Origin of the sequence: Aquibacillus kalidii (genome assembly GCF_014280935.1) — a bacterium.
In the GTDB taxonomy this organism is placed as follows: Bacteria; Bacillota; Bacilli; order Bacillales; family Amphibacillaceae; genus Aquibacillus_D; species Aquibacillus_D kalidii.
Window position 1 is genome coordinate 12833 of sequence record NZ_JACLZI010000059.1, and the last position, 25024, is coordinate 37856.

A 25024-nucleotide genomic window follows, 5' to 3' on the forward strand; every position below is an offset into this window, starting at 1 on the left:
TTAATGTCTGCTCTATCAAATGGGGCTACGATAGTTTTTCTATCTATCGTCTATTTTACATCAAATCGAGGGTAAAAAAGTAAAAATCATGAAAATCCTGTTTTAATCTTTAAAATTAAAATATTCTTTTGCATTATAATAGGAAATGTCCGCTACGATTTTACCGAGTAGATTATAGTCTTCAGGTACTTCACCATTTTCTACCCATTTCCCAATGAAAGAGCATACTAGTCTACGAAAATATTCATGCCTTGGATAGGACAAAAAACTCCTGGAATCTGTCAGCATACCAATAAACTGACTAAACACACCAATGCTTGCTAGTGCCTCCATTTGGTTCAACATACCTGGTTTGGAATCATTGAACCACCAAGCAGTACCAAACTGAACTTTCCCAGGAATACCCCCACCCTGAAAACTACCAATTATACTTGCAATAGTGCTATTATCAGTTGGGTTCAACGAATAAAGAATCGTTTTTGGTAATGCCTTATCTTTTGCCATGGAATTTAGTAAGCTCACTAGCGGTTTAGCGATAACTTGATCATTAATGGAATCATACCCCGTGTCTGGACCTAACTCTTCAAACATTATCTCGTTATTGTTACGGGATGCATTAATATGGTACTGCATCACCCAGTCGTACCCAGCATATAGCTTACCTAAAAACGTCAATGTAAATGTTTTAAATTTCTTTTCTTCCTCTATGGAAACTTTATTACCAGCAAAAGCCTTTTTAAATACTCCCTCTACTTCCTCTTTACTCGCCTCTGCATACATCATCGTGTCTATGGCGTGGTCGGAGATTCTTCCACCACAGGAATGGAAAAACTCAACACGGGACTGTAACGCTGTGAGAAAATCATCGTATGAACTAATATATATGTTGGATACATCTTGGAGTTTTTTGATCCATTCTTGGAATCCATCGCGGTTAATTTCAAGCCCTTTATCCGGCCGGAAGCCTGGTAATACTTTTACTCTAAAGTTGTTCTCCTCAACCAGTTTCACATGATACTCTAAGTTATCAGTCGGATCATCGGTTGTCACAACAACCTCTACATTTGATTTTTCTATTAAATTTCGTGCACGGTATTGACCACTTACTAGTTTCCTATTTACTTTTTCCCAAATGGAAGGGGCTGTTTCCTCATTTAATACTTCATAGATGTCAAAATAACGCTGCAATTCTAAGTGGGTCCAACTATAGAGTGGATTACCGATTAGCATCGGTACAGTTCTAGCCCATGCTAGAAATTTATCATAGTCACTAGCATCACCTGTAATATATTCTTCTCCAATCCCCATTGTCCTCATCGCACGCCATTTGTAGTGATCACCATACAGCCATATTTCGGTTATATTTTTATATTCTTTATTTTCATAGATTTCTTTAGGAATTAAATGACAGTGGTAATCGATGATTGGTAAATCTTTTGCATAGTTCATGTACAATTTCTTTGCCACATCGTTATCCAGCAAAAAATTCTCATCCATAAATTTTTTCATCATTACCCAACTTTCCTATTAAAATAGTAAAGCGTTAGAAGTCCAAAAATAAATGCGTCTATCTCAATGCAGAATGCGTCCCTTTCCCGATCGAATGCGTCTACTTCCCAAGCAAATGCGTCTTACCGGAAACAATATCCGTCAGTTTACCATTAAATTGCGTCTACCCGAACCCTCCTAGCAGAATGCGTCACTTCCCCGATCGAATGCGTCTACTTTCCAAGCAAATGCGTCTTACCCGAGTCTAGTATCCGCCCATCTACCAATCAAATGCGCCAACTCAAATAACATATGCGTCAAAACCCCAATTCCAACCTCACACCCCTAATAAATCTAAATGTTTTCCGATATGTTTCACTAATGAAGCACGATAAGTTTCCTCATGTTCCACTAACGTTTTATAAAATTCATCTTTAAATAAGTACTCACCATTTTCATCCTTCGCTGTTAACAAAATGCCATACGTAATATGGATTAACTGGCGAGCAGCATCCTCGTCCATATAATTAGATAGTTGCTCATCAGGGGTATTATCTAGGGGAGTTATACTAGCAAAGTCAGCAGTGATGTGATAGTACCGCAGTGCTTCTTCAAGATGTTCAGTTGCATATTTGTGCATGTTTCTATAAAGGTCAGGATTAGTTTCCGCAATGACACGAACAGCCTCTAACCAATTCGTACCAGCTGTTTTCACATGTAAAACTCCTTTTGTGTACTTCCCTATAATCGGAAACACACTGAACTTGTCACTACCTGAATGTATGCTTAACTTGTAACCAAAAGATTCTGCAATTCGTGCATGTTCACTGAGCTCTTTCTCAAACTGTTCCAGATCTCCAATATAGTCGATCCCTTTTTGAAACTCGCCACAGAATCGAGGAGCTAAGCTAGTAACCGACACTCCACGTCTTTTTAATTCATTCGCAACAAAGTAATGGGCCTCTGGTGATGTAACCGTTTCTGTTTCATCAATTGAAATTTCAAAGTCAACTGCTTTTTCAGCATTAGCAATATATGTGTTATAGACGTGCTCCATATACTGAAGCGCCTCGCGATATAGTAATGTATTTTTCATTAACGTATGTTCGTTGTAAACAATCGCCAGGTCGTTAACACGAAACACTTGCTCTAAATAATAGGACTTATAGTATTCCTTTATCTCAGTAGGAAGTTGTTCAAACGCTACGCGGATCTCTTCGTTTGTAGCAGCTTCCATATCATTTCTAATCTTATCTGAACAGTCTAATGTTAAGAAAGAAATACCTAAAGATAGCGCATACCTTATGTCTTTTTCTTTTTTAATATGATCACCATCTGCCCCATAACCGTCCTTATATCCTTCTTGAAATACAGCAAAAGCAGTGGCGTCTAAAATATCTGTCATCGTTCGATTTGTTAACGTTAGCTCGCGGATGCTTTGTTGTGCTAAAATTGGCTTCACGTTCCGACTTCGGACGGTTTCAATATGTCCTGGTGATGCAAGCCCGAGTCGATCCCCCAACCCAATTGTGGCAACATCTGTTCCAAAAGCTTGCGGAACGGTGTAGTCAAAATACCGATTCAAGACTAGCCGATTTTCATGGTTTAATGGACATATTTTTCCAAAACCAGAAACCGTCTCCCCAAAAAGTTCATTAAATAAGTTACCTCCACCTATCGCTAGAAGTACCTTCCTACCTTCCGCTTTAACTATGACTAGTTTCGTATTATCAAATATTGTTAGAGACTTTTCATAAACCTTTACGTTACTATCAGATTCCACTTCTATTCCCTGTTGTAACGCACTCCACACCGGTTTCAAGATTTCCAATCATTTCAACCCCTTTATATCTTAGATATAGCCTTATTTCACTAATCAATAGTCTATAACTCTTTCAGATACTTTGGATAAATGGAGTAAGCCTTTTCATATCGTTTCGTTCGGGTTAATTATGCGTTTGCGTCTTTTTATATAGGAAATGCGTGTTTCTTCTTGAGATATGCTTCAAACAGCCTTACTTATGCATCGCTCCACAGGTGAAATGCGTTTAACAGCATCGGTTATGCGTCACCTGAATTTCTCACTTTTAATCAATTGGATAAGCCATCGTCGACATTAACGCTAACTCAGGTTGGGTTGAATCTAACCGGCTATACTGTACAATTATCGGAATGCTACTGTCTACCTCAATCGCGTACGGGACCCCGACAGGTATAGACTCCCCGTTCTTTTGTAGGCTACTAGTACGAATATGATTAGTCCGCTTTCCTTCAACTGTAACTGCAATTGCTTCAATTGGCGCACGATCCTCAAAATAAATGGTTACCGACAGCTCTGCAGCTTCTGAATTGCAATTTAGAACACAAATAGATTCATGACTCGTTAAATTACCTGAACTTTCTGGTGGAATGTAACCATCTGGAATGATCCAATGTGTTTTTCCTTTTCCCATACGAAATCCTCCCTTAATAGTGATACTGTTTGACGATAGACATAATTGCTTCTGTTCTATTCGTAATCCAACTCGGCGCATGATCAATTGCCTGTTGCAACGAACATGGACCAGGAACAATCGAGAATGCTGCCATCAAACCTAATTGTTTGATGTGCTCCAGTTCCATATTCACTCCCCCACACAACGCAATCGTAGGTACCCTATACTTGTTAGATATCTGTGTAATCCCTGCAATCACTTTTCCTGATAAGGTTTGCTCATCTAATTTTCCTTCACCTGTAATAACTAAATCTGCGCCATTTATTACGGAGTCAATTCCTGTTGCCTCTATAATCACATTGATACCAGATTGGACAGTTGCATGTAAAAAGGCAATTAGTCCTGCCCCCATTCCTCCTGCTGCTCCGCCACCTGCTATGTTTTTAATATCTAGTCCTTTTTGCTTTGTTACCACCTCAGCAAACTGGGTAAGTGCTCGATCTAGCTTTTTAACCATTTCAGGTGTTGCTCCTTTTTGTGGACCGAATACTGCTGAAGCACCCTTTGGACCACAGAGCACATTCGTAACATCTGACGCAATGGTAAACGTTGAATCCAATAGGCGCTTATCTAGACTGTTTTCATCAATAGTAGCCAACTCATTTAAACCTAGTACACCCTCAGGTATGGGATCACCTTGTTTTGTAAGAAATCGGACACCTAAGGCTTGAAGCATCCCGATCCCTGCGTCATTTGTTGCACTTCCACCGAGCCCGATAATAAATTTACGAAATCCTGCATCTAGAGCATGTTTAATTAACTCTCCGGTTCCATAACTTGTTGCCATTAAAGGGTTTCTTTCTTCATTGGTTAACAGCGCATATCCAGATGCTTGTGCCATTTCAATAAAAGCCGTTTCTTGATCACCCAGTATCCCGTAATCCGCAATGATCGTCCTACCGAGTGGATCCGTTACATGAGCGTGCATCAGATTTCCGTTAGTTGCCTGAATAATGCTGTATAAAGTTCCCTCTCCACCATCCGCTAGTGGAAAACTAGCAATATTTACTTCAGGTAACACGTGGCGAATCCCTTCTGCAACAGAGTGACACACATGTTCTGCTGAGATAGAACCCTTGAACGAATCTGGAGCGATTACAATTTTCATTCTGTTCCCCCCCTAACCCTATTAAAAGCCTTTCTTTCTTAACCACTGCTCGCAAAGTTCTGTCCACTGTTTTACTTCCATGTTATCTTCTGCAAGACCTAACCCATGCCTACCATTTTCAAATAGATGACATGCATAAGGAACCCGATTGATACTTAGTGAACTCGCAAACTGTAAACTATTTTCCACTGGTACTGCCTCGTCATCTGCTGTATGCCAAATAAAGGTTGGTGGGGTATTCGGAATAACCTGCTTTTCCATTGATAGGTGTTCCACCAACGATTCGTCCGGGTCTTCACCTAGTAAAGCCTGTTTACTCCCCTTATGTGTAAAGAGCCCCATCGTAATGACTGGATAACATAGGATCGTTAAATCTGGCTTGCTACTACACTGATCAATTGAATCCTTTATTTCAAAAGCTTCTGCGCTGTTATGAATACTTGCAGTTGCAGCTAAATGCCCTCCAGCAGAAAAACCTAGAATACCTACCCGATCTGGATCAATATTCCACTCTGTTGCATGATGTCTAACTAATCGGATCGCCCGCAGTGCATCATGCAGTGCGGCAGGATATTGATGTGGATATACTCTGTAATGTAAAACAACTGCAGAAATACCAATTTCATTCAACCATTTTGCTACTGGCTCTCCTTCATGATCTGCTCGATTCATGTACGCCCCACCCGGACAAACGATGACTATAGGAGATGGGGATTCCCCATCTAGTAAATACGGGGTTAGACTAGGAATATTTTCATTTACTGATTCTAATTGTTTGCTTGGTTCATAGAGGGAAATATACATCCCCTCACCTCCAGTTCTTAAAAACTTCATTGATTCTCATGTAAAGTTGGTACTTTTAATAAATCAGCTATCTTAATTGGTTGATTTGATTTGCTAGATCGCCAGACACCTTCTCCAACCGCAATCGAATACGCACCAGCTTCAGCACCAGCTAAGATTTCATATTGCCTTGTTGGATCGATCCCGAGAAACAGGTCCTCCTGTATTACTGGATCACCGCCACCGTGACCCCCTTCTCCCTTTACAACATGAATCGTTTCCTTCGAACCAAATAGTGGAAAGTAATCAATCGTTTGTTCTGGAATCGGAAATGGAACACGACTCGGCTCATGGTACTCAGCCGTCTCAATTCTTCCTTTTGTTCCATTAATAGCTAATCGGTACCCTTCATACGGCAAGGAAAAATTAATCGAATAGCTAAGAAATGCGCCTTTGTCATATTTCACCGTTGCCACATACGTATCTTCAATTTCAATCTCGTGGTCAAAAATACAGGCATCTGGTCGATATCCAGTATAATCAGGCTCGTTTGATTGACTTATACTAGACTGAATGTGATCATCCTTCACTGATTGAGAGTTTCGTCGATTAGACCAACGTGTATAATAATCACAATTTAACTGTTCTGCACAAGTACCACAAAAACGATTATCTTGCGGACTAGGATTAAGCTCCCCATCTTTACCATAATAATTAAGGGCTCCATAGGCAAACACTTCTACTGGAAGCTGATCTATCCACCAATTTACTAAGTCAAAATGGTGCGTAGACTTATGAACAGAAAGGCCACCTGAATGCTCTCGCTTTCGATTCCAACGTTTAAAATAACTAGCACCATGATACGTATCAATGTACCAATTTAAATCAACCGATGTAATACGGCCAATTTTTCCAGCAATAATCATTTCCTTAATTTTTCTATGGTATGGATTGTAACGGTAATTAAACGTTACGGTAACAGTCCCCTTACTTTTCGTTTCTGCTTCCATTACTTTCACAGCATCATCTGCATTTGTAACCATTGGCTTTTCCGTTATAATATTTAAATCAAGAGCTAATCCTCTTAAAATATAGTCAATATGCGTATCATCTCTACTCGCAACAATAACTGTATTTGGATTCGTTTCCGAAATCATTTGTTCAAATTGATCTGGCTGATAGACAGGGACGTCTTGAAGCTCCGGATAGGTTTCCTTACATAATTCAAGTCTTCTGTCATCTACATCAAGTAGCCCAACAATTCGATTCTCTGCATCAAAGTCATGTATGACCGGTTCGATAAACATTCCTAACGCCCGGTTGCTAATGCCACAAACAACAATTCTTCTCAACTTAAAATCCCCCTCAAATTAATACGAGTTACAGTACTATAACACAGTAAAAATACCGCAATAGAAATACAGATTTCCTACTTCTATTGCGATATTCCCTACATTCTGTTACTTCCATCTTTTATTTATATTTACGTTTGATTCTGTAAATAAGTATGTTGTTTTTCGCTGACTTTTGTAAACGCTCGGTGCGCAGGCATCATAATGACAACAGCAAGTAAACTAATACTAAAAAATATTGCTAAACCTTGGAATGTCCATAAAATAAAAATGATTCCACCAGAACCAATAACCATTGTTAACGTAGGAAGTGGATTCATGATCATGATAAAGAAAGCATTTTTGATAACTTGGAATGTCTTCATCTCATAATAGACAAATGTCGGAAATGCATAGAAGGCAGTTAAAATAAATAGAAATGTGATTAATAGAAACGGAATCGCCAGTAACCCAACATAACGACCCGGTGATACAGTAATAAAAACAAAGTCCAGATATAAGATATACCCAAGAACTGTTAATACATAGCCTAGTAGATTGCTTTTCACAAACTCTTGCTTATACGCTTGCCAAAATGATGGAAAAACAGCTACATCCGTTTTTCCTGTGATCCAATTACGAGCAACGGAAAAGGTTGCAGCAGTTGCTGGGAATAATCCAAATATGACTAAGCCAAGCAGTGAAAAAACGATCCATAGTACATTAAGATAAGCGAGCCTAGTAATCCAATCTAACCATTTATTAATCACTACCATTCTTGACATCCTTTCTCTACATGATCACCAATTTTTAAAACGTAAAGGAGAAACAGTGCCATTCAAAGCCTCTGCGCCTAAATAGTCTTTGAACATCTGACGCAGAAGAATTGAAGAGACACCAAGAATTAGACATGGCTACGTTTCGTTGTTTATCCTTTCAAACCACTCGTACTAATTCCTTCCACAACGTAACGTTGGAAAATAAAGAAGATAACAAACACAGGAATTAAAGTAACAATAGACATGGCAAACATTGCACCCCAGTTTGAAACAGTTTCATTACTTAAGAACATATTTAAAGCCATCGATACTGTATATTTCTCTGGACTATTTAAATAAAGTACAGGTCCAAGTAAGTTATCCCATGTCCAATAGAACGTGAATATAGCTGTCGTTGCAAGTGCTGGTGTAATTAATGGCAAGATAATTCTACGATAGATTCCAAATGTACTGCACCCATCAATGGTGGCTGCCTCATCTAATTCACGTGGAATGGTTCGAATAAATTGGACGAGTAAGAAGATAAAAAATGGGTGTCCAAAGAACGCTGGAACAACAAGTGGTTTTAGAGAATTCAACCATTCTAGTTTTGCAAAGATAATATACTGAGGAATCATAACCACTTCATAAGGCAGCATTAATGTTGCGATCATAATCGCAAACCAAAAGCCACGTCCAATGAATTTCAACCTAGCGAAACCGAAGGCAATTAACGAACAAGAAATAAGGTGACCGATTAGCATAAAAGCCACGAATATAACTGTATTTTTAATAAAAACACCAAAGGAATATCCACCAAATCCTTTCCAACCCTGCGGATAATTCTCAAATGTGAACGGCATTGGTATTAAGGATTCTGCTGTAATAAAAATTTCATTACTAACTTTGAATGAACTCATTAACAGCCAGATAACAGGATAAAGCAATAGGATAGCAAAGCCGCCGACTAGCACATGATATAGAATATATCTAACTTTAGATTTACCCATCGATTATCTTCCTCCTTCCGACTCATAGTGAACCCAAAATCTTGATGATGCGAAAATGACAGATGTTAGGATCGCAATAATTATCAACATGATCCAAGCCATTGCTGACGCATAACCCATGTTGAAATATTCAAAACCTTGTTTGAAGAGGTATAGCGAATAAAGTAGTGTCCCATCTAACGGACCACCCGTACCCTTTGAAATAATGAATGCTGGTACAAATGTCATAAATGCTGCAATGGTTTGCATAATTGCATTAAATAGAATAACTGGACTTAGCATTGGAACGGTAATTTTCACAAACTTTTGCCAAAAATTTGCCCCATCCACACTCGCTGCCTCGTAATAGGTTTTTGGAATTGACTTTAAACCAGCTAGGAAAATTAACATGGATGAACCAAACTGCCAGATTGATAGGAATATCAACATCCAAAGTGCTGCTGTCGGGTTACCGAACCATCTTACTGCATCAGCACCTAGACCCATTAATGCGATATTGATAATTCCATCGTCTCCAAAAATATTACGCCACATGATCGCAACCGCTACACTACCACCAATTAAAGATGGTAAATAATACATCGTACGATACAGACCTACAGCTCTGGATGCCGTGTTTAATAACATCGCTACTAACAGTGCGAAGCCCAATCGTAATGGAACCCCACCAAATACATAGATGAATGTGATTTTCAATGAATGTAGATACCTAGGATCATCAGAGAACATCTTTTGAAAGTTGTCTAACCCGATCCATTCTGGAGAAGAAAACAAATCATATTTGGTAAAGGAAAAATATAAGGAAGCAATAATCGGAATAATCGTAAAGGACAAGAATCCGATTACAAATGGACCAATAAAAAAATAACCTGTTAGATTTCTTCGCACCCGGGATTTTAATTTCGGCTTTTTTATAGGCTGTTTTGGTGCAAGTTCGTTATGACTTAGCTGTGTGCTCAACAAACTCATCTCCTCTCTATCAATCTAATACAGACAGTATTAAGCGTAATGGATGCCCCAGGCAGGTATTAGGTACCCTAATCCAACATGAGACATCCATCTATTTTTTGATTCATTTCTTAATTAGTTACCAAGGATACTTTCCGCTTGGCTTCTAAATGATTTGGCAGCATCTTCAGGAGAAACCTCACCATAAGAAATCTGTTCTGCTATCGTATCAAATAGTTCAATCACTTCACCCGCACCAGCTGGGTCTGGGGCACCCATTGGAGAACTATTTTGCTCAGCCCATTCAACGTACTCAAATACTTGTGCTTGTGCTTCCGAAATTACTGGTTTTAATGCTTCTTTTACTTCAGATGATCCTGGAACACCACGGTCACCTTTAATTAATTTGTTCGCTTCTACGTCATTAATAAAGAAATCGATGAATTCTGCTGCCGCTTCTTTATGTTCAGAGTTTTCAGCAACTGAGAAGAACATACTAGGTTTTAAGAACAAGCCATCAGAGGAATTCGGGCCTGGCATAGGTGCCATTTCTAATGGGTTACTAGCTATTTCGTCCAATCCAACGAATTGGTTTGACCATTGCCAAATACCGATGGCTTCCTCTGTTACGACTGGATTATCCTCTACACCTGTACGTTGTGCCAAATAATCTGGAGTAGGCGTTGCTTTCTTTTCAACTTGGTCCTGTACCATCGTAAAGAAATCAACGAATAACTGATCATCATCATAACCTAAACCACTGCCATCTTCTGCATAAAGTCTGCTACCTTTTGTACGTAAATAATAGTTGAAAAATACATCTGCTTTATAACCAGTATCAAAAAACAGTCCGCTTTCTACAGCTTTATCAGACATTTCTTTATAATCATCCCATGTCCAATCTTCTGGTATAGAATCAATGCCAGCTTTCTTTAAAGTAGCTGGATCGTAGTGAAAGCCTAATGCGTTAACCCCTAAGTTAAAGCCATATATTCCATCTCCTACTGAACCACCATCAACGACGGAATCAGCAATGTTACTTACATCAATTTGTTTACCTATATACTTGTTCAAATCAGCTAATTGATTATTTTCTGCATACTGTGTTAAATAAGATAGATCCATTTGAATAATATCAGGTAACTCATTCGCTGCTGCTTGCGGTGCTAGCTTTTGCCAATAATCATCCCAACTTGCATATTCTGCCTCGATCTTAACGTTCGGATGTTTTTCCATGTACATGTCAATCACTTCATTCGTGTAGTCGTGTCTAGGTTGGGAACCCCACCAGGCAATTCTTAGAGTTACTTCTTCTTCACCACCACTATCACTTTCTCCCCCTGATCCATCCTGTTCAGCATTTTTGTCGTCGGAGTCACTTCCTCCGTCTCCTGCAGTGTCTTCCCCACTACATGCGGCTAGTACCAAAACAAAAATGATACCGAATAGCAAATACATGACCTTTTTCACTTTCTCAACCTCCCCTATTAGTTGAAACCGTTTACATTTATTAGTTTACCAAATGAACCATAATTTTGAATATAAAGAAAACAGATATAAATGTTTAATTAATAGTGATTTACAAGTGGTCTCAAAAAAAGAAAACTCTACCACAAAAAGTAGAGATTCATGCTGTTGCTTATTCTATATCCAACGCCTTTTCTTGGGCTATTAAACATAGCTCAGCCGCTTTAAATGCATGTTCCTGAGTCATGGCATTTTCGGTTCGTTCGATACAATCTAAGATGAGTTCCCCAAAAAAGGGAAACCCTACTTTTCCATGCAAAGAAAAGTGCTTTTCTCCCTCATGATTGACCAAATATAAGTGATCTTCTGTAGCTTCCCTGGCTACATCGATATATTTACGTAATTCAATATATCCGTCTGTTCCTAGGATAAACGTTCTACCATCTCCCCAAGTACGCAATCCATCCGGCGTAAACCAGTCGACTCGAAAATAGCAATTTGCGCCATTATCTCCGATTAGTGTTGCATCGCCGTAATCTTCTATTTCAGGGTAATCTTTGTTATGATAGTTTGCCACTTTACTAGACACAACTTTTGCATCCTTACACCCTGCAAAATATAGAAATTGTTCAATCTGATGGCTACCAATATCACAAAGGATACCACCATAACTAGCTTTTTTAAAAAACCATTCTGGGCGGGACCCTATTGACAATCGGTGAGGACCGAAACCAGTCACCTGCACGACTCTACCTATTGTTCCCTCTTTAATTAATTTTCCAGCAAAAACTGCACTTTCTACGTGAAGACGCTCACTGTAATAAACCATATACTTCTTCCCAGTTTCTTCTACTTTCCGTTTAGCTATTTCTAACTGTTCAAGGGATGTAACTGGTGCTTTATCTGTAAAGTAATCTTTTCCACTTTCCATTACCCTAACACCCAATTCGCATCGCTCTGAAGGAATTGCTGCTGCTGCAACTAATTGAACCTCTGTATCTGTTAATATGTCTGTTTCGTTCGTAGCAATCTCTACCGCAGGAAAAACGTTCTTAAATTCCATTACCTTGTTCTGGTCCTTATCATATACCCACTTAAGTGTTGCGCCAGCTTCGATGAGTCCCTTACACATCCCGTATATATGCCCATGTTCAAGTCCAATTGCTGCAAATATAAATTCATTATCTTCTACAACCTTTTTAGGAAAAACAACTGGATCATAGTTCAATTCTTCTTCGCCCATCATAAAATACCTCCCTATTACCTACCTCCATATTTCATTTGAGGCATTCCTCTTAAAAAAGCTGTTTTCTTAGGTCTTGTGTTTTTCGCAATATCTATAAAATACGAAGTAACTGGTGCCGCTACGGAAATTCACTACGCTTTCCGTGGGCTCGCGCTGAGCCTCCTCGGTCGCAAAGAACGCTCCCTGTGGGGTCTCAACGTCTTCGCTTTCCCACGGAAAGCAACTGCCCGGAGCGGAAATCAACGTTGCACTCCTCCTTTTTAGCTGAACATTTCACTATGACGTATTTTCTCTCAACTACGCAAAAAAACATAAGCCTGTATTAAGATATTTTTAAAGAATTACGAACAAATAAAGGGTGCACAAACACCCTTTATTTGTAATCTATTTATACATGTTCAACATAGCTAGTTTTAATTTCTTTAAGAACGTCATCCCCTGGTCGGTCCCAGATTGCTTGATTAATAATCTCAACTTCAATCGGACCAGTATAACCTGCTGCTTCCGCGGCTTCACGGATACGGCGGATTTCGATCACTCCGTCCCCCATCATCCCTCGCCCTTTAAACATATCTGGCATCGGAACGACCCAGTCGGATACGTGGAATCCTAGAATTCTACCACTTGCTTGTTTGATTTGCTCATATAATTCAGGGTCCCACCAAACATGGAATACATCTACCACAACCCCTACTTCTGTTGGTGCATAATTTTGAGCCATTTGGTTCGCCTGTCCCAATGTTACGATGACAGATCGGTCAGCCGCATACATCGGATGTAATGGTTCAATCCCTAGCTTAACACCATGGGATTTGGCAAATGGGACGAGCTTTTCAATCCCCTCCTCAACCCACTTTCTAGCCGTAGCAATGTCCCTATCCGGTGCTGGTCCACAGACAAGCACTAAAGTGTCTGTACCTAGTTCTGCCGCCTCTTCTACTGCTCGCTTATTGTCATCTAGTCGCTTTTCTCTCTCCGATGCTGTTGCAGCAGGAAACATTCCACCACGACATATGCTCGATACCTTTAGTCCAGAATCTTGAACGATCCGCTTACTTTCTGCTAGCCCTATTTCTTGAATTTTATGACGCCAAATCGAAATCCAAGGAATTTCAGCACGAACGCAACCTTCTACTGCTTCCTGTAAGCTCCATAGATCTGTTGTTATTTGATTCAAACTAAGTCTACTTAACGATGGTTCGATTCCCATTTTCTATCCCCCTTAACTGATACCTGCTTGTTTAAGAACATGCCTCATTCTTTCCGTTGCAAGTTCTGGATTTCTAATTAGTCCTGCTTCATCTGCCATCACAAATAAATCGGCTAAATGTGTTATGGAGCGCGCGCTTTCCGATCCCCCGATCATCCGGAAATGATCTTGATGCCCATTTAAGTAGGCCATAAATACAACACCTGTTTTATAGGAAAACGTCGGCTTTTGGAAAATATGCCTCGACAACGGTACGGTTTTTTCCAAAAGGGTATCGTAACGAGCCATGTCCCCTTCATCTAATGCATGCATGGCAGCAGCTGCTGCAGGTGCTATTGCATCAAAAATACCGAGTAGCGCATGACTATATCCTTGCTCATCACCTTTAATTAATTGTGGGTAATTAAAATCATCCCCAGTGTACATTTTAACGCTCTCAGGTAATAGTCGGCGCATCTTAATTTCTTTATTTTCATCAAGTAACGAAATTTTAATCCCGTCTACCTTCGCTTCATTTTCCTGAATAATCCTTAGACAAACGTCCATCGCCTTATCGATATCTTTATAACCCCAATAGCCTGATAACGCTGGATCAAACATATCCCCTAGCCAGTGCAGGATAACAGGTTGTGATACATTATCTAAGATTTTTCGATACACACGCACATAATCATCTGGCCCTGTAGCACAAGCTGCTAACGCACGGCTAGCCATTAAAATAATTTTTCCGCCTTCCCCTTCTACAAAAGCACATTGCTCTTCATAAGCCGCTTCAACATCTTCTAATGTAACATTTGGGCCAGGAACTAACTGGTCCGTACCAACACCACTAGCAATATTACCGCCGACAGACTTTGCTTCTTTAGTAGATCGGCTAATTAATTCCTTGGCACGTTCCCAATTTAAACCCATCCCACGTTGTGCCGTATCCATCGCCTCTGCAACTGAAAGACCGAGTGACCATAAATAGTGACGATATTTCATCGTTTGCTCCCAATCAATCTGCCCGTTTGACAACGGGTCAGTATCTGCCAAAGGATCACATACAACGTGTGCTGCTGAATAGGCAATTCGCTTTTCAAACGGTTTACCAGCTGGTATATCAAACTTAATAGCCGTTTGCTTTGGTTGGTACGTATATAATGTTCGGTTTTTCCCAGGAAGTATTAAACTGTTAACCATTTTCATATATCCTCCTTACGCCTTTAATTCCGGAACATCTAACCAACGACGTTCTGCCCATGACTTAAGGCCAAGCTCAGACAACTGCGTCCCTTTTGCACCTTCTAATAAATCCCATGGAAATGGATCATTTGCAAATACGTGCTTTAAGAATAATTCCCATTGTACCTTAAAGCCGTTGTCAAACTCTTGATTGCCAGGTACATCTTCCCACTGCGCTTCAAAATCAAATGGATTTTCTATATCAGGATTCCAAGTAGGCTTCGGTGTATTAACGCGATGTTGTGACTTACAATCACGTAGACCCGCTACTGCACTTCCCTCCGTACCATCTACTTGAATCGTTAACAAATCATCCCGGTTAACACGAACTGTCCATGATGAGTTAGCTTGAACGATTACATCACCATCTAGCTCAAATGTTGCATATGCTGCGTCATCTGCCGTACAAGTGTACTTTTCTCCATTTTCACCAATTCTTTCTGGGATGTGGGTCGCACCTATACAAGAAACTGCACGAACTGGACCAAATAAATTGTCAATCACATAACGCCAGTGCGCAAACATATCAACAATAATCCCACCACCATCTTCTTTACGATAATTCCATGATGGACGCTGCGCTTCTTGCCAGTCCCCTTCGAATACCCAATAACCAAATTCCATACGGACTGATAAAATCTTGCCAAAAAATCCAGAATCAATCAGACGTTTCAATTTAAGTAAGCCTGGCAGGAATAACTTATCCTGTACAACCCCGTTTTTCACTCCTGCTTCTTTAGCGAGTTTAGCTAATTGCAATGATTCTTCAAGGCTTGTCGCTGTTGGCTTTTCACAGTAAATATGCTTTCCTGCTGCAATTGCTTTTCTTATCCCCTCAGCACGCCTTACCGTTGTTTGGGAATCGAAGTAAATGATATTATGGTTATCCTCAAGTGCCGATTCTAAATCTGTACTCCATCTTTCAATTCCATGCGTTTCTGCTAACGCTTTCAATTTATTCTCGTTACGTCCTACTAAAATAGGATCCGGCATCAGTGTATCCCCATTCGGTAGCTGAACGCCCCCTTGCTTCCTAATCGCAACTATCGAACGAATTAAATGCTGATTCGTCCCCATCCTACCTGTAACACCGTTCATAATAATACCTAGTTTATGTTCTGCCATTTGATTATTCCCCTTTCTAATCGTTACCTCCATAATAAGGGCATAAAAAAAATCCGTCTTACTATTCTAAGAACGGATTTCTCACTATCGGAAATGAATTTATATTAAGTTTTTTATTGTTTTTTCATAACCCTTTATAAAATATATCAGAATAAATATCCCTTCTCCAATTCACCTTAGGGACAATGGCCACTTGAGAAACCTCCAAGAAATAGTAAAGTTTTCTAGGAAACAATAGCATCATTCTTTTTGCTTTTCTAACAACTATCGTTTCTTGTGTCACAATTTCTATAAAATACGAAGTAACTTATTAGGTGCCGCTACGGAAATTCACTACGCTTTCCGTGGGCTCGCGCTGAGCCTCCTCGGTCGCAAAGAACGCTCCCTGTGGGGTCTCAACGTCTTCGCTTTCCCACAGGAGTCTACGTGAATTTCCTCCGCTCTCTGTTTATGGAGTGTTTGCAATTAAGAAAATAAAATCCAGCTCCTATTAGTAAGTGATTGGAGTGGAGGGCAGTTGACTCCTGTGGAAAAAGCAACAGGTGAAGACCCCACAGGAATCGGTTTTCTTCCGAGGAGGCTGAGGCGTTGCCCACGGAAAGCAACTGCCCGGAGCGGAAATCAACGTTGCACTCATCCTTTTCAGCCAAATATTTACAGTGTGTCGCATTTTATCTCAACTGCGTCTTTCCGAAAGCGATAAAATAAAAAAAGACATGTGTTTAAATTAGTTAGCATCTATTTCATCTCAATATTCAATCAACGGATTTGGAATTAATAGATGGAACAAATTAGTGCTCACTTCGATAAGCCTTGCGATATTTATTTGGTGAGACATCGGTGGAGTTTTTAAACGTTCGGTAAAAGGTGGATAGCGATTCGAATCCAACTTCAAAGCAGATCGAAGCAATATCATTATCAGTTTCAATCAACATTTTCTTAGCCAAACCTATCCGCACCTCTGTTAAATATTGAATTGGTGTAACGTGATATCTTTCTTTATAAATATTGTTCATATGCCGGGTGCTAATCCCTAATTTACTTGATAATGCCTCTGCACTTATCATTTCATAATAATGCGTATCAATATATTTCCTTAACCGCTCTGCCCGAAGTACGTTGGCATCAAATGATTCCGGTTGCTCCTGAGATCTCGCTAATTTTAACAATAACTCTGATAGAAATATTTTCATAGCCACAAAATTAATGGAGTCACCATAACTTTGCTCATATAACATTTTTCTAAGTAATTGTCGCACATTACTACTATCAAAAGGATTTAACTCTATGAATCTTGTTTCTGGAAAGAAGCAGTGCAATAATTCATCTTGAATTGATGTTTCCAAAATTGATTCTTCAAAAGCTAGTACCAACACCGTTAATTTTGTTTCTGAGACAATGGAATGCTCTGTAAGGGGAGTGATAACTGCTACATAATCTTGTTTAAATGGATAACTTTTACCATTTAATCTAATCTTACCTTCTCCTTCAAGCGCGTACAAAATCTGATGGACAGTGTGATGATGCTCCTCAATAATGCCACCATCGCCATGTCTACTTTCATAAAGGTTTATGCCATATTTCTCTAGTCCAAGCATTTGCCTACTCATCAACTCTCCCCTTCTCCCTCTTCACATCGAAAAATTACATAAAACAGTCTGTTTATTTACTTTAACTTTTTATGAACTATGGTATATTGCATATATTACCATAAACATAGTGAAAACGCGTTCAAGGAGGAGAATCAGATGCAACAAGTATCTATCGTCTTAGTAGGCATGAGCGGTTATGGAAACGTTTACTTGAAGGAAATACTTGACCAGAAAAACGATACTAGTCACTTGATAGGTGTAGTAGATATTTATCCAGAGCGTTCCGATTTTTACGAGGAAATCATCCAACAGGGGATCCCAATCTATACTAGTTTAGAAGCATTTTATGAGAAAGCATCAGCAGATTTGGCTATTATCGCAACTCCTATTCAACTGCATGCTAAACAATCCTGTTACTGCATGGACCATGGTAGTCATGTCCTTTGCGAAAAGCCAATGACTGGTAACCCCTCTGATATAGATACCATGATCCAAACAAGAGATCTGTCTGATAGATTTTTAGCGATTGGCTTTAATTGGTCGTTTACAGAATCTATCCAAGCATTAAAGAAGGATATTTTAAATGATGTTTTCGGAAAACCGCTACGAATGAAAAGCATCGCATTATGGCCTAGAAACCAAGATTACTTTAATCGTTCGCCATGGGCAGGGAAAAAATATAGCCCATCTGGCGACATGATTTTTGATAGTGTAGCCAATAACGCAACAGCACACTTTATACACAATATGTTTTATTTACTTGGTTCCGCAATAGAATCCAGCGCGCATATTCGTGATCTATCTGCTGAGCTATATCGAACTAATGCAATCGAAACATTTGATACGTGTGCATTACATTTCCAAACGGACGAAAATGTAGATATTTATTATTACGCCACACATACTGTAAAAGAAACGGTTGAGCCTCAGTTTCACTTTGAATTTGAAAAGGCGACCATCACGTATGATTCTAATGATGGAAATGGCACGATCACTGCTACGTTCACCGATGGATCAGTAAAAACTTATCAAGATCCTCAGCAGGACCATTTAGCAAAACTACGAGTTTGTATAAATGCGATAAAGGAGCAGCACAAACATATCTTATGTGGTCCGGAAGCTGCTGCCACCCACGTTCAAAGTATTCAAGCCATACACCAGTCGATTCACGATGTCCCTAGTTTCCCTTGGTCTAAGATTAAATTTGATGAGGATCAGAAGTTGTATTGGATTGATGGCTTAAAGGAAGATCTTTTAAAATGCTATACAAATTGGTCGTTACCAGGTGATTTGGAAATGTCTTGGAGTAAAAAGTAATATTTTTGAGTTGAGATATCACATACAAAAGGCAGCCGTTCTTAGCGGCTGCCTTTTTAGTATCTTATTCAGTTACTCTACGCTTCCGTACAATCAGTAAGGCAATTCCCAATGCTACAACGATTAAACCGATCAGCATCCAATTAAACATAGTTGTTGCTGTGCTAGGAAGCTCCCCATCGCCTGCAACATCCGCATTAGAACCGGAATTGGGCGCTGGATCGTTACCTGAATCAGAGTCTGTATCAGTGTTAGAACCGGAGTCTGTATCTGCTCCATCCTCTTCACCTGTAGCTGTTTCTTCAACAAACACACCATAAGTTGAGAAGTGTGGCACTTCTAATGAAACGGTTTGATTTGTTTCGTCTACATCGCCACCTTTTTGCTCCCACTTACCAGATTCTTCGTTAAAATAGTAGATTGCTAATTTTTCTGCATCAGCATTATCTTTATAACCTAATACAAGTGTGTAGGCATCGGTTGGCGGTGTAGAATCTTCTGGAAATTTAAATGTAACAGTTAATATATCCCCAGATTGTTCAAGTCCATCATGCTCAATAGATTCTTCACTCACGACAATCACCTTTGTACCATTGGGTAAATCGTCCGGCATGGTAATCTTAGCTTTCGTACCATCAATGCCATACGTTTTTCCAGCTTCAACCTCTGCTGGTTTACCAAGCACAATTTTTCCATTTCCACTTGGATCCTCACCTGTTTCTCCATTCTTTAAACTTTTAGCAAGTTCTATTAGAATGGCAGCCTGATCTGTTGTAAGAGATTTTTCGATACTTGCGTTCACTTGGTTAATATACGCATCTAGCTGGTTATTAGCTGCTTTTGTATTTCCTTTTTCTGCTGATTGTTTTGCAGCATCTAATTTTGCTGTAAGACCATTAGCATCGTCTGAATTAAATTGCTTTGTCAACTCTGCTAAACTAGTAAAGTCAACCGTAACAGTATAGTCTAATGATTTTGTCGTATTGTTACCTGCTAGATCTGTATATTCTTTATTTACCGAGTGAGTTCCGACACCAAGCTCATATGCAGGTTTATCGACAACATTACAGTTAGAACTATCCATACCAGAAAGCTCATCGGTAACCTCACAAGTAATCGTTACCATATCAGCAACAGTATAGGTTTTCCCTGTATCAACTGAAAATGTAACAGTCGGCGCAGTCTTATCAATTTTGATAACAACGGATTTCGCTTCCTCTACATTCCCTGCTTCATCGACACTCCAATAATTAATCGTATGTTCGCCTTCCTTATCAAGCGTAATGCTGTTGCCAGTTTGCTCTTTCCCGTTATTAACGACATAATGCGTTGCGTCGACGCTTGATCCGGCATCTGTTGTGGTAAAATTAACAGTTACATCTTCGTTATACCAATCATTTGTTGCTGTCTGCTCAATTTCAGCTGATGTTTCTGGTGCAGATGTATCTTTATTTACTGTTTCTACGACATCAATTCGTGGTGTACTTGGTGTTGACATACCTGACCCAATATAAAAGCTTGGATGTGGTGGTTGATTATACCCAACATTTTGCCAAGCAATTGCTGCACGGTATTGTGGGTCATGCATAAGTGTAAAGATCTTTTCATCAGTTGGATCAGTCGTCATATACACACGTAAAGCACTACTATCTTCTAAGCGCCAAACCGCTTCTTCACGCCAGTCACCAAATAGATCTGCTTGCAGAGCTGGTGTTCCTTTTGTACCGTTATTAGAAAGCGTACCATCTGCTCGAAGGATTACTTCCGTTTGATTATTTTCATAGTCCCAGTTTTCAATCGTACCGACACCAGTACTTGACGCCTCGTCCCAATCATGGTTAAGTAGCTCTCGCTGTAAGTCGCCGTCCCACCAGATTGCAAAATTAGAACTTGGGATTGAACCTGCAATTTTCTCACCAGTGGCGCTGTGCAAACCTCCAGTAGTACTGTTCCACGCACCATCTACTGCCCACGCTTCCGCACCTTTATGATTTGGATCCACATCTGCCGCAAGTCCACGACCCGTATCTAGACCTGTTTCCACACCCCAAATCACTTCACCTGTTTCCGCATCCCGCATATCATAGCCATACGGTGAATCAGTGTGCTCTTGAACAGAATAGATTTCTAATCCTTTACGATCTGGAATGAAGTCACTAACATGCAAAGCATCACCATGTCCAAGTCCTGAATTGTATAAACCTGTACCGTCATCATCGATCGTTACTTGACCATAGATGATCTCGTCTTTCTGGTCATGGTCGACATCCGCTACACTAAGAGAATGATAGCCTTGTCCTACCCAATCGGAGTAACCTTCATCATTCGTATCAAATTTCCATTGTTTTTCGAGTTTGCCATCCACAAAGTTATAAGTCACGACAACCATTCTAGTATAATAACCACGTGCCATTACTAGACTTGGTGTTTCTCCATTTAGATAGGCAACACCCGCTAAAAATCGATCGACACGATTTCCGTAAGTATCCCCCCATGATCCAACATCACCACGTGGTGGATCGTATTCAACCGTGTCTATTTCCGCTCCTGTTTCTCCATTAAATATCGTTAAAAACTCATCACCTTGAAGCACATATCCACTCGTATAACGATGATCAGCATCAGCTCTACCAATAGTATTGCCTTTACCATCAATCGTGCCATCCGCTGTTTTCATCGCGACCTCAGCTTTACCATCTCCATCGAAGTCATAGACAATAAATTGTGTATAGTGTGCACCTGCACGAATGTTTACTCCTAAGTCAATTCTCCACAACTGCGTCCCGTCCATCTCATAGGCATCCACATAAACATTTCCTGTATAGCCTGATTGCGAGCTATCCTTCGAGTTAGTTGGATCCCATTTTACGATTAATTCGTATTCCCCGTCACCATCCACATCCCCGACACTCGCATCATTTGCTCGGTATTCATATGGATCTCCAACTGGTGTTTCCCCACCTTCTGGCTTGTTCAGTGGGATATCAAGATAATTATTTTCAAATACAGCTGTTTCACTACGTGTTCCTTGCTCTTGCCCATTGATTAATGGTTGGATTTCATATACAGAATCATTTTTTCCATCCTTATCAACGAAATTAGTTCGCTCTGTAATTGGATCACTAGTTATTTTTTCGCCGTCACGATACAAATTAAACCCGATGTTAGCTGGATCAGTACCTAGCATACGCCAACTTACGAACACACCCTCCTCTGTCTTTACTGCAACAGGATCACGAGTTATATCTTCCATTTGTTTTAGTAATACTGTATCTGCCGGTGTTTCTAAGACATCTGATTGTTCCGAAATTCCACCTGCATTTACCGCTGCAACTTTATAAAAATATGGAATTGTCGTAAGTACAGTATTATCTGTATAGCTTGTCTCACGTGTTTGTCCAATAAGTGTATAGGTTCCATCTTCTTTTTCAGATCTATATACATTGTAGGAAACGGCTGTATCAACAGCATCCCAGCTTAGAGTAATATCGTTTTTATTTACGTCACCTAATGTTAAATTTTCTGGTGCATCTGGTAGCGGTTGAGAGTCGTCAATCATTTTAACCTCTAGCGGCAAAGATGGTACCGTTTCTGTTCCAATATTGTCTATTGTAGAAACCGTGTACTCATACTCCAACCCAACCTCAACAGTTGTATCCGTATAGCTTGTCTCAGTAGTAGTATCAATTAATTCAACTTGATCTGAACCTTTCGTCTTACGATAGACATTATACTTTGCAGCTCCTTCTGCCCCTTGCCAGGATAGGCTTGCAGAAGCATTGTCTTGATCAAACGATTGGTCATCAAGTTTCAACGCGGATGGTGCTAACAAAATTGGCGTTAATTCTAATCCATTCGCGATTCCTGTTGAGCCACCGAAATGAACATTCATTTGCCCATCTGTTATACCCACTTCAGGGATTACCTTACTAGTAGAGCCTTGGCGTGGTGCATTTACACTGCCATAATCTTTATCTTCAATCTTAACTTCTGTTCTCGCACTTCCAAGAAAGTCTGCAACGTACACTTTCACAGCGTATAAGCCGTTCGGCACATCCACATTAAAATCCCAGCCAACGGAGAAATAACCAATCCAGTCACGCTGTAACAGGTCATCACCACCACGGTCACGCCAGATTACACCATCATTACTTGCCAGACCATAACCGCGTTCTTTTGTATAAACGGTTGTAGGATTAACTTCTGTATAGCCTTCCAGTATTGGCGTACCCTCCGGACCAAAGTCGTACTTATACGTTGCCTCCTTTGTATTAATTTGAACAGGATCTGATTGTTCAGATTCCCCTTTACCATTAACTGCTGTAATCACAACATCGTACGTATTACCTTCTTCCATGCCAGTAATGTTAAGCTGTGGAATAGTAGACGTACTAATCATTTCATATTCCGTTTCACTTGTAAGCTTACGATATATTCGATAAATATCTGCATTTTCTACCGCTTCCCAAGTTAATACTGCTCCAGCGTTACTAACACCTGAAACGGTTACGCCATTGGGTTTAGCTGGAACTGCTTCTGGTGCCTCAATGTCTGCTACATAACTCGCAAGTGAAGTGTCTAATTCCTTGATGCCACCAGATAGCAATCTAGCAATTTGAATTGCACCATATTCCTGAAAATGAGTATCGTCTGCTCTTCCGTCCGGATATGCTTCATAAACCCCTGCATCTAAATGCATAAATACAGAAAGTGTACCCTGTGGTCCAATTTCATTAAAATAAGCACGACTGCTTGCACTTAAATCAACCAATAACACATCTAGTTCCTCAGATACTTCCTTCATCCCTTGCACGTATCCAGGAAAACTTTCGTTAAAAATACCTGTGTCCGGATTATAGTCACGTCTATTCACAGGAGTCACTAGAATCGGGATTCCTCCGCGCTGACGGACGCCAGTGACATAGGTCTCTAAGTAAACTTTGTAATCTTCCACACTTGTATAGCGCTCTGGTACACTCTTTGTCGCATCGTTGTGACCAAATTGAATGAGTAAATAATCGTTCGGTTTGATTTCTCGCAGGATATTGTCCAAACGCCCTTCTGAATAAAATGTTCGCGAACTCCTACCACCGATTGCTTGATTATCTACGGTTACTTCATCCTTAAAATAGCGCTCTAACATTTGCCCCCACCCTGCCTGCGGCTTCCAGTATGGATCATATGTTTGAGCAGTTGAGTCACTCGCCACAAAAACAGTTGGATGCTCAGCTTCTGTTCGCGATGGTAATGGTGTAATCGAAATAGCTATCATTTTTGCATTATCTCCTGAAAGTTCAATCGATAACTGGCCATCAATAACTGCTATTTCAAAATCGCGAGTCGTTGTTTCACCAGAATTTAATGTTACATCTTGAACCTTCTGTATCTGCTCTGCCAACACACCTACATTAGAAGCTTCTTGTTTGTCACCTAGAATGACATCGACAGCATAATCCCCCGCAGGTAAATCTACCTGGAATGCTGTTTCCGAATAAGATACAAAATCCTTATCTAAAGCACTTCCACTATCTCGCACTGTTGCTGACACTTTACTTATATCAGCAAATCCATAACCCCGTTCTTCACTATACCCAGTTTGATCAGAAACCTTTGTATAACCGGATTCAACTGCACTGTCTTCTGTGCCAAAGTCAAATTTCATTCCAGCAGGTTCCTCTTCTGCAAGGACTGGTATAGCTGTAAATGGGATACTTGTCACGACTAACAAAAGACTAAGCAAAATAGTGACGCACCGCTTGACTGGTAAAAACCCTTTTGACATCTCTTAAAACCTCCCAAAATTAGTTGTTCTAATAGATTATCAGGGTTATTCCTCAGCATCCCCCCGTGATACTGAAGAAAAATATTCCTTTCCTCCTTCCTCCCTTCATCTATTAAAGCGCTTTCATTAATAGATGTTAG

The 25024-nt window shown here is 40.0% G+C and carries 17 protein-coding genes; 1 reads left to right on the top strand and 16 read right to left on the bottom strand.

The window, feature by feature from the left end; genetic code table 11:
- Window positions 1-102: 102 nt before the first annotated feature.
- From uxaC to H7K77_RS17280, 15 genes are all read right to left on the bottom strand, one after another.
- A complete protein-coding gene (uxaC, locus tag H7K77_RS17210; protein WP_186579703.1) occupies window positions 103-1509 on the bottom strand; it encodes a glucuronate isomerase in 1407 nt (468 codons plus the stop codon).
- A gap of 316 nt (window positions 1510-1825) precedes the next feature.
- A complete protein-coding gene (locus tag H7K77_RS17215) occupies window positions 1826-3313 on the bottom strand; it encodes a tagaturonate epimerase family protein (protein WP_328701154.1) in 1488 nt (495 codons plus the stop codon).
- Between the two features lie 262 nt (window positions 3314-3575).
- Window positions 3576-3941, bottom strand: a complete 366-nt coding sequence (locus tag H7K77_RS17220) for a sensory rhodopsin transducer (RefSeq protein WP_186579629.1) — start codon at window positions 3939-3941, stop codon at window positions 3576-3578.
- A 13-nt stretch (window positions 3942-3954) separates the two neighbouring features.
- Window positions 3955-5091, bottom strand: coding sequence for a glycerate kinase (locus H7K77_RS17225; protein WP_186579631.1), 1137 nt, complete (start codon window positions 5089-5091; stop codon window positions 3955-3957).
- A gap of 21 nt (window positions 5092-5112) precedes the next feature.
- A complete protein-coding gene (locus H7K77_RS17230; protein WP_186579633.1) occupies window positions 5113-5895 on the bottom strand; it encodes an alpha/beta hydrolase in 783 nt (260 codons plus the stop codon).
- Window positions 5896-5921: 26 nt separating this feature from the next.
- Window positions 5922-7226 carry a Gfo/Idh/MocA family protein gene (locus H7K77_RS17235; protein WP_186579635.1) on the bottom strand — a complete coding sequence of 435 codons (1305 nt, stop codon included), beginning with the start codon at window positions 7224-7226 and terminating at the stop codon, window positions 5922-5924.
- Window positions 7227-7357: 131 nt separating this feature from the next.
- The gene (locus tag H7K77_RS17240; RefSeq protein WP_186579637.1) at window positions 7358-7981 is read right to left on the bottom strand and encodes a YesL family protein; all 624 of its coding nucleotides are present in this window, start codon (window positions 7979-7981) and stop codon (window positions 7358-7360) included.
- 152 nt (window positions 7982-8133) lie between these two features.
- Window positions 8134-8973 (bottom strand): carbohydrate ABC transporter permease, encoded by an 840-nt coding sequence (locus H7K77_RS17245; protein WP_186579638.1) that lies wholly within the window; start codon window positions 8971-8973, stop codon window positions 8134-8136.
- A gap of 3 nt (window positions 8974-8976) precedes the next feature.
- Window positions 8977-9933 (bottom strand): carbohydrate ABC transporter permease, encoded by a 957-nt coding sequence (locus H7K77_RS17250; RefSeq protein WP_235988978.1) that lies wholly within the window; start codon window positions 9931-9933, stop codon window positions 8977-8979.
- A gap of 123 nt (window positions 9934-10056) precedes the next feature.
- Window positions 10057-11391, bottom strand: a complete 1335-nt coding sequence (locus tag H7K77_RS17255) for an ABC transporter substrate-binding protein (protein ID WP_328701153.1) — start codon at window positions 11389-11391, stop codon at window positions 10057-10059.
- Window positions 11392-11560: 169 nt separating this feature from the next.
- Entirely contained in the window at window positions 11561-12634 is a 1074-nt protein-coding gene (locus H7K77_RS17260) for a Gfo/Idh/MocA family protein (RefSeq protein ID WP_186579641.1), read from the bottom strand.
- Between the two features lie 388 nt (window positions 12635-13022).
- Window positions 13023-13844: a sugar phosphate isomerase/epimerase family protein gene (locus H7K77_RS17265; protein WP_186579643.1), complete on the bottom strand. Its 822-nt coding sequence runs from the start codon at window positions 13842-13844 to the stop codon at window positions 13023-13025.
- 12 nt (window positions 13845-13856) lie between these two features.
- Window positions 13857-15026, bottom strand: coding sequence for a dihydrodipicolinate synthase family protein (locus tag H7K77_RS17270; RefSeq protein WP_186579645.1), 1170 nt, complete (start codon window positions 15024-15026; stop codon window positions 13857-13859).
- A gap of 15 nt (window positions 15027-15041) precedes the next feature.
- A complete protein-coding gene (locus tag H7K77_RS17275) occupies window positions 15042-16193 on the bottom strand; it encodes a Gfo/Idh/MocA family protein (protein WP_186579647.1) in 1152 nt (383 codons plus the stop codon).
- A gap of 791 nt (window positions 16194-16984) precedes the next feature.
- On the bottom strand, window positions 16985-17803 hold the full coding sequence (locus H7K77_RS17280) for an AraC family transcriptional regulator (RefSeq protein WP_186579649.1): 819 nt from the start codon (window positions 17801-17803) through the stop codon (window positions 16985-16987).
- 138 nt (window positions 17804-17941) lie between these two features.
- Here H7K77_RS17280 and H7K77_RS17285 point away from each other — a divergent pair, with 138 nt between their 5' ends.
- Window positions 17942-19102: a Gfo/Idh/MocA family protein gene (locus H7K77_RS17285; protein ID WP_186579651.1), complete on the top strand. Its 1161-nt coding sequence runs from the start codon at window positions 17942-17944 to the stop codon at window positions 19100-19102.
- Between the two features lie 64 nt (window positions 19103-19166).
- On the opposite strand, the gene H7K77_RS21750 is transcribed toward H7K77_RS17285, so the two are convergent.
- Window positions 19167-24884: a rhamnogalacturonan lyase family protein gene (locus H7K77_RS21750; protein ID WP_186579653.1), complete on the bottom strand. Its 5718-nt coding sequence runs from the start codon at window positions 24882-24884 to the stop codon at window positions 19167-19169.
- Window positions 24885-25024: the final 140 nt, after the last annotated feature.

Excerpts from the sequence above, each read along its gene's own strand:
- uxaC (WP_186579703.1), bottom strand. The coding sequence starts at position 1,509 with ATGAAAAAATTTATGGATGAGAATTTTTTGCTGGATAACGATGTGGCA.
- H7K77_RS17220 (WP_186579629.1), bottom strand. The coding sequence starts at position 3,941 with ATGGGAAAAGGAAAAACACATTGGATCATTCCAGATGGTTACATTCCA.
- H7K77_RS17225 (WP_186579631.1), bottom strand. The coding sequence starts at position 5,091 with ATGAAAATTGTAATCGCTCCAGATTCGTTCAAGGGTTCTATCTCAGCA.
- H7K77_RS17230 (WP_186579633.1), bottom strand. The coding sequence starts at position 5,895 with ATGTATATTTCCCTCTATGAACCAAGCAAACAATTAGAATCAGTAAAT.
- H7K77_RS17240 (WP_186579637.1), bottom strand. The coding sequence starts at position 7,981 with ATGGTAGTGATTAATAAATGGTTAGATTGGATTACTAGGCTCGCTTAT.
- H7K77_RS17245 (WP_186579638.1), bottom strand. The coding sequence starts at position 8,973 with ATGGGTAAATCTAAAGTTAGATATATTCTATATCATGTGCTAGTCGGC.
- H7K77_RS17260 (WP_186579641.1), bottom strand. The coding sequence starts at position 12,634 with ATGATGGGCGAAGAAGAATTGAACTATGATCCAGTTGTTTTTCCTAAA.
- H7K77_RS17265 (WP_186579643.1), bottom strand. The coding sequence starts at position 13,844 with ATGGGAATCGAACCATCGTTAAGTAGACTTAGTTTGAATCAAATAACA.
- H7K77_RS17270 (WP_186579645.1), bottom strand. The coding sequence starts at position 15,026 with ATGGTTAACAGTTTAATACTTCCTGGGAAAAACCGAACATTATATACG.
- H7K77_RS17275 (WP_186579647.1), bottom strand. The coding sequence starts at position 16,193 with ATGGCAGAACATAAACTAGGTATTATTATGAACGGTGTTACAGGTAGG.
- H7K77_RS17280 (WP_186579649.1), bottom strand. The coding sequence starts at position 17,803 with ATGAGTAGGCAAATGCTTGGACTAGAGAAATATGGCATAAACCTTTAT.
- H7K77_RS17285 (WP_186579651.1), top strand. The coding sequence starts at position 17,942 with ATGCAACAAGTATCTATCGTCTTAGTAGGCATGAGCGGTTATGGAAAC.
- H7K77_RS21750 (WP_186579653.1), bottom strand. The coding sequence starts at position 24,884 with ATGTCAAAAGGGTTTTTACCAGTCAAGCGGTGCGTCACTATTTTGCTT.